Annotated in this window: 5 protein-coding genes; all 5 read right to left on the bottom strand. The window is 64.2% G+C overall.

Features of this window, described 5'->3' with window-relative positions:
- A partial coding sequence (locus tag RT460_RS18590) for a CshA/CshB family fibrillar adhesin-related protein (RefSeq protein ID WP_313321176.1) occupies positions 1 to 6,083 on the bottom strand: 6,083 nt, incomplete at its 3' end.
- 467 nt (positions 6,084 to 6,550) lie between these two features.
- Positions 6,551 to 7,273, bottom strand: a complete 723-nt coding sequence (locus RT460_RS18585; protein ID WP_313321174.1) for a winged helix-turn-helix domain-containing protein — start codon at positions 7,271 to 7,273, stop codon at positions 6,551 to 6,553.
- A gap of 166 nt (positions 7,274 to 7,439) precedes the next feature.
- A complete protein-coding gene (locus tag RT460_RS18580) occupies positions 7,440 to 9,584 on the bottom strand; it encodes a S46 family peptidase (RefSeq protein WP_313321172.1) in 2,145 nt (714 codons plus the stop codon).
- A gap of 120 nt (positions 9,585 to 9,704) precedes the next feature.
- Positions 9,705 to 13,484 carry a translocation/assembly module TamB domain-containing protein gene (locus tag RT460_RS18575; RefSeq protein WP_313321180.1) on the bottom strand — a complete coding sequence of 1,260 codons (3,780 nt, stop codon included), beginning with the start codon at positions 13,482 to 13,484 and terminating at the stop codon, positions 9,705 to 9,707.
- A gap of 77 nt (positions 13,485 to 13,561) precedes the next feature.
- Positions 13,562 to 13,707 (bottom strand): BamA/TamA family outer membrane protein (locus tag RT460_RS18570; protein ID WP_313321178.1); only part of this gene is annotated, 146 nt, incomplete at its 5' end.

The following is a 13,707-nucleotide window of genomic DNA, read 5'->3' as shown; positions in this document are numbered from 1 at the left end:
TCGCCCACCGACACTTCGGTCTTGCCCGCAGGCAGCACCACCGACTTGCTGTAGGTCACCGCAGGTGCAGCCACCGGCGTGGTGGTCGTGCAGGCGGTACCGCAGCTCGGGCTGTCCGTACCGCTGCCCAGCACGGCGTTGGTTACCGTGCCGCTGGCCGCGTTGGTCACCGTGGCGGTGTAGCTCACCGCATAGGTGCCCGGCACCGTATTGGCCGGCAGCGTGAAGCTCAGCGGGTTGCTGCTGGTCGCAGCGTTATAGATGCCCGGGGCGGTCACGGCGGTGAAGGCCAGGCCCGTCCCCAGGGTGTCGCTCAGCACCACCGTGTCGGTGGTCTGCGCATCGCTCACCACCGTGGTCAGCGTGTAGGTCAGCACATCGCCCACCGACACTTCGGTCTTGCCCGCAGGCAGCACCACCGACTTGCTGTAGGCCACCGCAGGGACGACAACCGGCGTGGTGGTCGCGCAGGACCCAGCACAGATAGGTGGCGTTGCTCCGCCACCGCCAACAACGTTGTTCTGCACCGAGGTAGTAGCCGCAGCAGTCACCGCGGCGGTGTACTCCACTGCATACGTCCTGCCACTGCCATCCGCATTGGGCTGCTTCCCTGCCGGCAGGGTGAATACTTCCTTTCCGCCTGCAGTTGAATGCACATAGTCTCCGGCCACGGTCACCGCAGTGAAGCGCAATCCCGTCCCCAAGGTGTCGGTCAGTACAAGGTCAGCGGTGGTTTGTGCGTCGCTGATGGTTGCGACGAGGCGATAGGTGATCTCATCGCCCACCTTGACCTCGGTGCCCGCAGCTGGTGCGACGACGCTCTTTGCATAGGTCACAGCTGCTGCACCCAGCGGCGTCGTGGTGGTACAGGAGCCCACGCAGGTCGGCGGGCTACCGCCACCGCCACTTCCGGTCACACTGTTGTCCACCGCGGTGGTAGCCGCCGCCGTCACGACGGCGGTGTATTCCATTGCATAGGTCTTGGCGCTGCCGTCCGTATTCGGCTCTTGGCCCGCCGGCAAGGTAAATACTTCCAACCCACCTGCACTGGCATGCGTGTAACCGCCGGCAAGGGTCACGGACTGGAACTGCAGCCCGTTGCCCAATGCATCGCTGAGCACGACATCGGCTGTGGTCCGCGCGCCACTGACCGTAGTAGTCAGGCGATAAGTGATCTGATCACCCACTTTTACCTGCGCACCCGATGCCGGGCTGACCACGCTCTTGCTGTAGCGTACAGCGGCAACTACAACGGGAGTGGACGTGCCACAGCTTCCAGAGCAGGTTGGTGTGTCGCCGCCACTGCCTACTACCGCGTTCGTAACGGTGCCCGTTGCCGCGCCGGTAACCGTCGCGGTGTAGCTGACCTTGTAGGTGCCCGGGGCTGTATTGACTGGCAGGGTGAACGCCAGCGGATTACCCGTAGTCACGGCTGCATACACGCCCGGTACGGTCACCTCGGTGAATGCCAGACCGTTGCCCAGGGTGTCGCTCAAGAACACCGCATCGGTCGTCTTTGAGTTGGTCACCACGGTGGTCAGCGTATAGGTCAGCACATCACCGACGGAGACGTCGGTCTTGCCCGCAGGCAGTACCACCGACTTGCTGTAGGTCACCGCTGGCGCGGCAACCGGCGTAGAGGTGCCACAGCTGGCTGCGCAGCTCGGGGTATCGCCACCCGTGCCCAATACGGCATTGGTGACCGTGCCGCTCGCAGCAGCAGTCACTGTCGCGGTGTAGCTGACCGTGTAGGTGCCCGGGGCTGTATTGACCGGCAGCGCGAACACCAGCGGACTACCCGTAGTCACGGCTGCATACGCGCCCGGTACGGTCACCGCGGTGAATGCCAGGCCATTGCCCAGGGTGTCGCTCAGTACCACCGCATCGGTGGTCTTTGAGTTGGCTACCACGGTGGTCAACGTATAGGTCAGCACGTCACCGACGGAGACGCTGGTTTTACCCGCCGGCAGGACCACCGATTTGCTGTAGGTCACCGCAGGCGCGGCCACCGGCGTGGTGGTCGTGCAGGTACTGCCGCAGCTCGGGTTGTCCGTGCCGCTGCCCAGCACCGCATTGGTCACCGTACCGCTGCTGGCCGCGTTGGTCACCGTGGCGGTGTAGCTCACCGCATAGGTGCCCGGCACCGTATTGGCCGGCAGGGTGAAGCTCAGCGGGTTGCCGCTGGTCGCGGCGTTATAGATGCCCGGTGCGGTCACGGCCGTAAATGCCAGACCCGTTCCCAGGGTATCCGTCAGCACCACCGTATCGGTGGTCTGCGCGTCGCCGACCACCGTGGTCAGCGTGTAGGTCAACACATCGCCCACCGACACTTCGGTCTTGCCCGCAGGCAACACCACCGATTTGCTGTAGGTCACTGCAGGTGCGGCAACTGGTGTCGAAGTACCGCAGTTGACGGTGCAGCTCGGGGTATCACCACCACTGCCCAGTACGGCATTGGTGACCGTGCCGCTGGCAGCAGCCGTCACTTTTACGGTGTAGCTGATCTGGTAAGTGCCCGGCACGGTGTTTGCCGGCAGGGTGAACGTCAGTGGACTACTGGTGGTCGCTGCAGCGTACGAACCCGCTGCCGTCACTGCCATGAACGACAAACCATTGCCCAGGGTGTCACTCAAGACCACCGTATCGGTCGTCCTTGAGTTGGCCACAACGGTGGTCAGCGTATACGTCAGAACGTCGCCCACGGAAACTTCCGTCTTGCCCGCAGGCAGGGCCACCGCTTTGCTGTAAGTCACCGCAGGCGCGGCCACCGGCGTGGACGTACCACAGCTGCCCGCGCAGCTCGGGGTGTCGCCGCCACTGCCCGATACGGCATTGGTTACCGTGCCGCTCGCCGTAGCCGTCACTGTCGCGGTATAGCTGACCTTGTACGTTCCGGGGGATGTATTGACGGGAAGGCTGAACTCCAGGGGATTGCCCGTGGTCACGGATGCATATGCACCCGGCACGGTCACCTCGGTGAACGCCAGGCCGTTGCCCAGTGTGTCGCTCAGTACCACCGCATCGGTCGTCTTTGAGTTGCCGATGACGGTGGTCAGCGTATACGTCAGTACATCACCGACTGCGACGCTGGTTTTACCCGCGGGCAACGCCACAGATTTGCTGTAGCTGACTGTGGGCGCGGCCACAGGCGTGGTAATGGCACACGCGCCCGCGCAGGTCGGGTTGTCACCGCTGGCGGTCACGGCATTCTTTACTGCGGTTTCCGCGTACTCGTTCACCGTCGCGGTATAGGTGACGTCGTAGCTGCCGGGTTCTGTTTCAGCGGGCAACGTGAAAATCTGGGTCGCACTGCTGTTGGCGGGGTCGTGTTCGTAGATGCCGGCATTGGTTACCGCCGCGAATGTCAGGCCAGTGCCGAGCGTGTCCGTCAGCTCGGTTGGCTGCGTGGTCATTGCGTTGGCAACGTTGGTCGTCAGGCGATAGGTGACGGTGTCACCCACGGCAATCGGCGTACCAGAGGCAGGCGCGACCTGGATCTTGCTGTAGGTGACTGTCGGCTCGGCGCGCAAAGTGCTTGTATTGCAAGCTCCCACGCAGGTAGGCGGCTGCCCGCCGCCGCCTGTGGCAGTAACGACATTGCTCAGTACCGTAGGTGCATCTGGCTCGACCCGGACCTTGTAACTGATCGCATGCGTGCCGATCGATGTACCCGCCGGCAACGTGAACACCAACGGGGATGCGCCCGCAGGCGGCTGGAAGCCGCCTGAATTGCTCACGATTCCGATGTACGCCAGGCCATCGCCAAGGACGTCCGTCAGCGTTACGGGGGTTTCCGTTGCCTTGACGGTAACGTCGACAGTCAACACATAGGTGATTTCCTCACCCACTGCGACCGTGCGGCCGGCAGCAGGGCTGGTTACCGCCTTGCGATACGTCACCACCGGCTTGTCCATCGGTACCGTGACGCTGCAATTGCTGCCGTCGGCACCACACCCAGGAGTGCTCGTGCCGCTCTCGGAAACCTGATTCTTGACCGAGCCCGAGGCCGTGTTGGTCACAACCGTTGCGTACTTGATGGTGTGGGAACCCACCGCCAAACCCACCGGTAGCCCGCAGCTGAGCTGCCCCGCGCTGGGAACATTGGTCTGGCAGGTAATGCCTGCCGCGCTCGCAACGGCGTTGCCGTTGAACGCCAAGCCCGGACCGAGCACGTCCGTCAGCGTCACCGCCTGGCCCAGAGCCACGTTGCCGACCGTGATCGATACCGTATAGGTGATGACGTCGCCGACGACCACCGCGCTCTTGTTACCCGCAACCTCGGCAGTCTTCAGATACGCCACCGAAGGCTGCACCACGGTGACAAGGGAACTGGCGCAATAGCCCGGTGCCGAACAGCCCGCTCCTGGTTCCGGCGGGTTGGCGGGATAGGCCGGGTCATGGCCACCGCCAACACTGGCGTAGTTGGTCCGGCCAGCACCACTCGCTGGGGTTGGCTGGCCCACAACTACCGGGATCGTGAGGCGGATGCTCTCGCCGGCCTGCAGGATGGTGCTGGTGGTACAACTTATCCGGCGCGTGGCCTGCGTGGTACTGCAGGTCCACGCATCCACATTGATGCCACTAATACCCCAGCCCCACTGCGGCTCGATGTCGCTGGGCATGGTGTCGTACACGGTGATGACGTCGGCGGCATTGGACACCAGCGGATCAAGACCGGTGGCGCTCTTGCCTACGTTGCTGACGTTCAAGGTATAGCTGGCGTTCTGCCCCCAGGCCCACTTGCCCCCGGTGCTGTCATTGCTCTTGGTGATGCTGAGCTTGGGCGCGATGATTTCGATCTGGTGATCTTCCACTTCACCCGACGTCGCCACGCCCGTCGGCAAGGCAAGCTCAGATGCATCCGTGGCGTAGCGCAGGCGCACGTAGCTCACACCGGGCTCGAGTGTGGTGGGAATGGTCCAGGTGAGACCAGCCTTGCCGGAGGAACAGGTCGCTTCAGCGCGTTCACCGCCATCGAAGCTTCCGTTGCGGTCGAAATCGATCCATCCGGCGACCGTTCCGGTGCCGTTGCAGCTGATCTGTTCGGTCAGCGGTTCACCTGCCTGCAGCACGGACACCGTCTTCCGCAACCAGGCATTCTCTTCCACCGAGCCACTTGTGGGTGAGTTGTCATCGCCTCGCGCGTCGGTGGTGGGACGCGACTGGCTCTCTGCGTCGGGGCCCTGCGATCCCAGGTAGTTGGATGCCGAAGGCAACAGTTTGCCGGGAGTGAACGCAGCCTGGTTCATGTTGTAGCCGCTGGCCACGGCCGGCATGTTGTCGGCCTGGATGCGAAGATCCTCAACCAGGTGCATGGCTGCGCCATAGCTGGCTGGGGCATCGCCAAAGTCCGCGTAAGGCACCAGCAGGCCAATTGCGATCGCCTGCTTGCCGCCGCCCTTCAAGCCGAAGTCGATGCTGACTTCGCGCTTGCTGCCGCTATAGGCCGTCTTGTCGAACGTCAGGAAGGTGACCGCCCCTGAGCCGGCATCGGCGCCGGTATGAAACTTGATGGTGGAATTGCCGTTGGACGCAACCGTGCGATCTGCGCTGTAGTTGCCCTTCTTGACGACTTCCATCACGGTCCAGGTGCCCTTGGCCGTGGCCTGCAGCGATTCAGCTGCCGCCAGCGACTCGGCATCAGCCATCACCACACCCTTCAGGTCGAACGGCACGCCATTCAACGTGCTGTTGCATTTCAAGGTGAAGGTCGCGCCCAGCTTGTCTGTATAGGTGTAAATGCCGCTGATCAGGCTGTTGCTGCCACCGGTACCGCCGATGTTGTACAGGTCATCGAGCATGTCACCGCTGTAGTTGCCAGGCCGGTAGCTGCGCAGGCCAGAGGTGGTGTTGCCAGTATTCGTGGTGACGATGTTGGACACCGCGCAGCTGACATCCATGGTCACGTTCGCGGCCACCGCCAGACTCGCGGTGCTGGTGGAACCGTTGGAGATCACCGCATCGTGGACGCCGTTGGTACCGCCGCCCCACGTCATCCACATCACCGTGTCGCGGTACGGGCTGGAGCCGCCTGTGGCATATGCCGCTGCGGTGGCGGTCGAGGGCAGCAAGGCAGCGCTCATCAGCAACACGCCCAACGCCCCGCAACGCCGCAACAGGGAAGTTGCCGTATTGCGTTGGCCCGCTTCTACTGGACGGCGATCCCTGTTCCTGCAGATGGCAAACGACGGGATGGACTGATCGGAGTGGTTGTTCACCGGGCGAACCTCATGCAAACGCTGCGCGCGCGGGCCACCCGCGAACAGGCAGCCCGATTGGTTTCTGATTGGAAAAGGGCGTCGCCCCAAAAACGACGCGCCTGTTCAGCACCCTCGGGTGCATTGGAGCGGCAGGATTCTTACGCTGGGTTCGTGCGTATTCAGTGCCCGTGACTGACGCGGTCTCACACTTGCTCACGATGCATCGAAGAACCCCCGTCCTTCACGCCGGCATCACGTTGATATCACAACAAATTCACAATCTTATCCACAGTGCGTCCAAAACAAGCCGAATTTATATTCGTGAATGTTTGATGAATTTTTCGTGGATATCAGAGCGTCAAACGGTAACCGGACCCACGAATTGCGCGGATCGGGAGGGTGCATTGGGTCACGCTTTTGACCCTGTTACGCAGGCGGTGCACCAAAACTTCGATCCGGTGGGGATCGAAATTCCAAGGCTGATCCGTGAGGACGGCAATCAGGTTTTCCCGCGCAACCGTCTGAGTGGGCATCGAAAAAAGTAACCCCAGGAAAGCCCGCTCCGCCTCGGTCAGGGCCAGCACCTGGCTGTTGGGCGCGCGCAGGTCCCAACCGTCTGATTCCAAGCCCCAGCCTCCACCGAGCAGTTCACCTGCCAGACTGGCCTCTGGGGTCTGCGCCGATTCACTGGGCAGACGGCGACGCAGGCTATACAGCTTGGCGGCCAACAGATCGGGATCCGCCCGTTGCGGCAGGCACGCATCGGCGCCGGCCCATAGACCGTCGTTGACGGCCAGGGGCATGTCGTCATCAACCAGCAGGACTACCCCGAGATCTTCGCGGCGCCGCAGGTGCTGCACGGTTACGGCCAGCCCTTCTTCCGCATAGGCGGCATCAATCAGCACGATATCGCAGGGAATGATCGCCAGTTCCCGGTACAGGGATTGCAGGTTGTCCAGCGCGTGTACCTGGGCGCCGTAGCGCTCCAGTGGCAGCACCACCTCCAGGTTTCCAACAATCCAGACCCTTAACGATTGCAACGCGAGCGCCTTGCTGGCGCTGGCGGCCTCCATGCTCGAATGCGATTGCGATGCCACACAAACTCCCGGTCCTCGGGACAACTGGTCGTCCTCGTCTGCCGGGGATTTTAGCCCAGCGTAATCCCACTTTCAGAAAAACAGGGGTACAGGTCTTTTCTGACTGAGAGGGGGCGCACGTTCGCGCGCCCCCTGCTCGGGCTCATTCAGCCGGAACGCCCATTTCCTGCAGCAGTGCAGGCGCCGGGTACACCTTGGCCAGCAACCAGCGCAGGTAGCGCATGTCCACATGCACGGCCCGCTTGTAGCGGGGGTCGAACCACCAGCTGGCGCTCACCGACTCCCAGTTGGAGTCGAAGTTCAGACCAATCAGCTCGCCCTTCGCGTTGAGTACCGGGGAGCCGGAATTACCGCCAGTGGTATCCAGGTTGGTCAGGAAGTTGACCGTCTGGGTGTTCAAGGCCGGATCGGCAGTGCTGCCGAAATCCCCCTTGGCAATGGCCGCGAGCAGCGGCTTGGGCGCATCGAACGGCACCGCATCGGTATTCTTCTCGACGATGCCAGCCACCGTGGTTACCGGTGAATAGCTGACCGCATCGCGCGGGTGCAGTGCCTCGACCTTGCCGTAACTGATGCGCAGGGTGCTGTTGGCATCCGGATAGACCGCCCGGCCCTGCTTGCCACGCCAGGCGAACAGTGCCTGCATGTAGGACGGCCGCAGGCGCAGCTGTTCACCCTCGCGCTCCTTGCTCTTGGCTTCGCTGGCCAGCTGCGCCAGTACCAGGGTGGCCGCAGCCTGCATCAATGGATCAGCGGCAACGCTCTGGCCCTGGCGGGCTGCGGCAAAACGGGACAGGCGCGCCTGCTCCTCGCCCAGCCCGGTGCCGGCATAGAGCGCATCCAGGCGTTGGCTCAACTGCTGTGGCGTGCGACCAAAGACCTCGTCGTAGCCGCGGTCGCGCTGGCCGTCCGGCAATTGCTGATAGCGCTGGATCAGCGCCGTGACCAGCGCCTTTTCGGTAGCCGGGTCGTAGCGTCGCTGCACCTGCTTGAGCACGCCTTCGATCAAGGCATGGTCGCGCTGCTGGTAGCCGCTCTCACGCTCGGCATCGGGCTTGGCCGACTCGATGCGCAGGCGCTCGATCAACATCGCCGAACGCAGCAACTGCGTCTGGCTGGTCAAGGTGCTCAGCAGGAACTCGCTGGCACCGGCCTGCTCACCTGCTGCAAGCGAGGCAAACAAGGCATCGATATCGGCCTTGTACTTGCCATCAGCGTTGGCCAGCATGGCCTGCTCGTCCTGCGCCCGCTGGGTCTTGGCATCACTGCGCAGCAGGCCTTCCAGTTCACCGGCGGCGCGCTTGCGGTTGTTCTTCAGCGACTGCAGCTGCGAGGCGTAGCGCGTGCGTGCATCTGCACTGGTCTTGCCCTGCGCCTCGATCACATCGATCAGCTGCTGGAATACATCCACCCGACGCGGCAACACCGTATCGATCTGGTTGGCGAATTCATTGGCGGTACGCAGGCGATAGGTGATGCCCGGGTAGCCGGCCAGCATCGCGTAGTCACCTTCCTTGGGGCCATCCAGCGACATCTTCAGGTGTGCCGGCGGGTGGTAGGGCACATTGTCCTTGCTGTACGGCGCGGGCTTGCCATCCTTGCCGACGTAGGCGCGCAGCAGGGTGAAATCGCCGGTGTGGCGCGGCCACATGAAATTGTCGATCTCGTCGCCGTAATTGCCAATCGCGCGCGGCGGCGCATACACAAGCCGGATATCGGTGAGCTCAAGCTGGCGGATGCGATAGAAATCGCTGCCGTAATACATGTTGGCTACCGAGCAACGCACGCCGCCCTCGGCCTCACAGTCGGCGACGATGCGCTTGCGTGCGCTCTCCACCGCGTCGTAGTAGGCGCGGCCGGTCTTGCCTTGCGCATCCTTGAGCACATCATCGGTGACCTTGTCGAAACCCACCGTCACCAGCACCCGGTAATCCGGATTGGCTGCGCGCTCGTCGTCGCGGCCCTGGGCGATGAAACCGTCATCGATGTAGTTGTGTTCCTTGCTGGCGTTGTACTGGATCACGCCATAGGCCACATGGTGATTGGTCAGCAGCAGGCCCTCGTCGGAGACAAAGGAGCCGGTGCCACCGCCCACCCGCACCACCGCGCTCAGCGGCGGCGCGGTGACATCGGCCAGCTCCTTGGGGTCGCCCTTGAAGCCCGCCTGCTTGAGCGTGTTGGCCAACTCCGGCAGCTGCGTAGGCATCCACATGCCCTCGTTGGCGTGGGCGGCGGCAGCCAGGCTCATGCCCAGCGCCAATGCGGCGGTAAGCGGTTTGCGCTTCATCGGAACTCCAGCGTACAGAACAGGCGCCGACAGTAGCCGCCCCGTCCAGAGGCGGCAACCGCCAGGGGTCATGGCGGCGGCCAACAGGCGGGCGCGGATAGGCCCGCAGCCCGCATTGCCTTACTTTTCCTTGCGCCAGTTCACCGAGCCACGGTTTTCCACGGTGGACGATTCCACTTCGATGTCGAAACCACGGCGCAGCAGGTACTTCAGGGTCAGCACCGAGCCGCTGCCGACCAACGACACGCCATAGCCGATGTAGAGCTTGGGCGTGATGTACTTGCCCACGCCGATCACCGAACCACCCAGCGCGCGCGACTGGCTGACACCTGCATCGTCCAGGCCCAGCTTTGCACCGACCTGCGCAGCCAACAGGCCACTGCCGGCCGACAACGCCGCCGAAGCCGCGTTCACCTGCTGGGCCTGGTCACTGCTGGCCATGCTCAGGCTACGCCCCAGCACCAGGTAGGCCAGCGATTCGGATTGCGACATCGCCGGGTCCGACCACACGTCGACCTTCGGCGCCTGTGCGCGTCCGGTGACATGGATGCCGGCGGTGACATCACCGATCGCACGCTCGGCCTTGATGTTGATGCGCGGATCGGACACCACGCCGTAGTTCCACAACAACTGGCCGTCGGTGATGGTCAGGTCCTGGCCATAGGCCTTGTAGCGACCGCTCACTTCCAGGCCGCCGTTGGCGGTCATCTCGCGGCCAGGGCGGGCGCGCACCTGCATCTTGCCGGTCAGTGCACCCTTCAGGCCGAAACCGCTCATCTTGACCTTGTCGCCGAGGCTGACGGTCAGGTCCATGTCCAGCGGTGAGGACGGGCCCTCCTCCGGGTCGACCGGGTCAAGCACCACGATGTCCTCGGACACCGAGGTACCGCGGTCCAGGCGTTCCAGGTCCAGATCGGCTTCGGGCACGTGCACGCTGCCACGCAGCTCCATCGCCGTGCCGGCCAAGGTGAAATTGAGGTCCGGGTTGGCGACCACGCGCAGCTCGCTGGTGTTGGCCAGCAAGACGTTGTCGCCAAAGATATGCAGCTGCAGCGGCTGCGCATCGCCGAACCAGGACAGCCCGCCGTCCACCTGCAAGGCACCTTCGCCACCGGTCTTGGCCGAGGCGCTGATGCGCGCCGAACCATCCGGCTGGGCGATGAAGTTGCCCTTGCCTTCACTCAGGGTCAGGCCCAGGGCCGGGAACTCGCCGGTGAAATTGCTCAGCGTTGCGTCGCCCCCCAGGGTGGGCTGCGAGCGGGTGCCGCGCAGGCTCACATGGCCTTCGATCAAACCCTGCGGACGCACGATGTCCGGCGAGAACAACTCGATCCAGTACAGCCGCGACATGTTGAGGTAGAGCTCGCCATTGAGGGCCGCGTTCGGCTCCCAGCCGGTCTGCACCTTGGCATCGACGAAGCCGTCGCCCTGGAAACCGACACCGAGGTAGCCCTTGATGGCATTGGGCTGCATGTCCACGTTGAGCGAGAAGTGGTCATAGCGCACCAGTTCACCGCGGGCGTTGTCGCCCAGGCGGATACCGCCTTCGGCCGAGGCCAGCTTGAACTCACCTTCCCAGGCATTGCCGCGTGGGCGGATGTTGCCGTCGATGGTGAGCTCGCCGCGCAGATGGATGCGGCGGCCTTCGTTGGGCGGTAGCCAGGGCTGCACCAGGGCCAGCGGCAATGCATCGCCGCGCAGTTGCAGGCCATCGCGCGGCCAGTTGGCGGCAGCGCACAGCGCCCCGCCCGTCTCCGAGCCCAGGCAGGTATCGGCCAGGGTGAAGTTGCTGCCCTGCACGGTGAATGCCGCCGGCTGCCGCAGCTGCCACGGGGCGCCCTTCACCGGCGCAATGCGCAGCGACGCCAGTTCGCCACGCCATGCCTGGCCCTGCTGGCGCACGCTGCCACTCAGCGCCAACGCGCCCATATCGTTGCGGGTGTCGGCATCCAGCTGCAGGTTCTGCATGCTGCCGCGGGCATTGATGCGGACCTGGTCGAGCAGCATGCCAACCTCGATCGCGCTGCCCTGGATTTCCAATGCACCGTTGTTGCCCTGCCACGGCAGGCGACCATTGATGCTGATCTGCTGTGCCTTCCAGTCATCCCACTGCAGGCCGCTGCCACGCAGATCGGCGGTGATGTCTGGTTGGCTGGGGGTTCCGCGCAGCTGCAGGGTGCCGGCGAGGCTGCCGCTGCCGGTGGGCAGCAGATCGGACAGGTGCAGCGGCTCCAGACGTGCATCCACGTCCAGGCGGTCGCCGACCTTGCCCTTTGCCTCGATGCGGCTGTCGCCCATCACCAGGCGCACGTCACCTTCGCCTTCGGTGCCTTGCAGCGCCACCTTGGCGCGCGCATCCACGGTGCGGCCACGCAGCCGCCCCTTGATCTGCGGGATGTCGGCCGTGGCTTCGAAGCGCAGGTCCTCGGTGCCTGCAGGCGACGGCAATTGCTTGCCCTTGGAGGCGAGGCTGCCCGACAGGTTGCCTTCCCAGCCAGGCAGGAAATAGCCCGGATCGAAATTGGCCAGCTTGGCTTCCACATCCCAGCTCAGCACCGGCGCCCAGGCGGCGGCACCGGCCAGTTCCAGTACACCACCGGGCGTGGTCGCCTTCAGGTGCTGGATCTGCGCCTGCTGGTCGTTGCCACGCACATCGAAATCGAGATCCGCATCCTGCGCGTCGCGGGCCACATCGGCCTTGCCGATGGCGGCCCAGTTCTTCAGGTTGCCGGCCACGCCCAAGCGTGCCTCCTTCAGGTGCAGGGGCACGGGGGTGGTATCGGGAGCCGTGGGGTCCGGCTCGGGCGTGTAGGTCAGCTGTTTGGCCACCACCGCGAAATTGAAGCCCGGGTTCTGCGCATCGCTGAAGTCGGCCGTGCCCTGCAGACGGACAGTGCCACCGAAGGCCTCGGCGACCAGCGGCGACACGGTCAGCACCTGGTTTTCAATGGCGACGTTGGAGGGCGCCAGCACCAGTTCCTGCTCGCCCTGGCGCACCCGGCCCTGCAGCTGAGCCTTGCCGCCACGGCCACGCGCGGTGAAATCCAGCGCCAACGGCGCCGGTGCTTCGGCCAGGAACTGCGCCGGCACCAGTTGCCCCAGCTCCAGCTGTTCACTGCGTGCGGCGATATTCCAGACCGGATCATTGCGTCCGTCCAGGATCAGGCTGGCATGCAGCGGCTTGGGCGCGTAACCGGCCAGCGCCACTTCCATATGCGCCAGGTCGCCCCGTGCCACCAGGCCCAGGCGGGCCGGGGCCTGGCCCGGACGGGCCGGCATCAGCGCGCGCACCGTCAGATCGGTGTCGTAGTCCTTGCGCGGCAGGTAGTGGCCATCGATGCGGAAATCGCCCAGGTTGCTGTTGACCTTGAGCTGGCTGGCAGTGAACTCGCCATTGGCTGCTTCAAGGCCGCCACGGATGCGACTGATATCGATGATGGGTTGTTGCAGTTGGGTCACGCGCAGGCCATCGACCACGATGGTATCGGCCTGCAGGGCCAGCGGCAGTTCGATGGCCGGCAGCACATCGGGCCAGCGCGGCAGCTCGAAGGGCTTGTCTTCCGAGGGCCCCAGTTCCAGCGTTGCGTCGGTGATGCGCAGCGCATCCAGGCGCAGCTTGCGGCCCAGCAGTGGCCGGATATCCGGGTCCAGGTAGGCCTTGGCGGCGGTGAAATGCAGGTCTTGGTAGCGGAAGTCCAGGTCGTGCAGGATCAACGGCCCGGCCAGTGGACCCTCGGCCTTGCTCCAGGTGAGCGAAGAACCCGCCGGCAAGCGTGCCACCACCTGCGCCATCAACACCTCGCGCCCGGCCACGGTCTGCAGCAGCCAGTACAGCGCAAACAGGCCCAGCAACACCAGCACCGTGACGGTGATGCCGCTGCGCACCGCCAGCTTGCGCATGCGCGCCTTGCGCTCGGCGCGCAGCTCGGCAATGCGGGCTTCGCGTTCTTCCGGGCTTACCTCTTCGGGGCGCGTGCTCACAGGTCAGCCCCGATGTTGAGATACAGCTGGAACTGCGAATCGGGGTTGTTCAAACCATGCGCGATATCGATGCGCACCGGCCCCACTGGCGATTTCCAGCGCACGCCAAAGCCAACGCCGGTGTGCAGGTCGATGGTGTTGT

Source organism: Stenotrophomonas sp. (assembly GCF_032061965.1).
Lineage (GTDB): Bacteria > Pseudomonadota > Gammaproteobacteria > Xanthomonadales > Xanthomonadaceae > Stenotrophomonas.
This window is presented reverse-complemented; position numbering and strand designations above follow the sequence as displayed.

Excerpts from the sequence above, each read along its gene's own strand:
- RT460_RS18580 (WP_313321172.1), bottom strand. The coding sequence starts at position 9,584 with ATGAAGCGCAAACCGCTTACCGCCGCATTGGCGCTGGGCATGAGCCTG.
- RT460_RS18585 (WP_313321174.1), bottom strand. The coding sequence starts at position 7,273 with ATGGAGGCCGCCAGCGCCAGCAAGGCGCTCGCGTTGCAATCGTTAAGG.
- RT460_RS18575 (WP_313321180.1), bottom strand. The coding sequence starts at position 13,484 with ATGCGCAAGCTGGCGGTGCGCAGCGGCATCACCGTCACGGTGCTGGTG.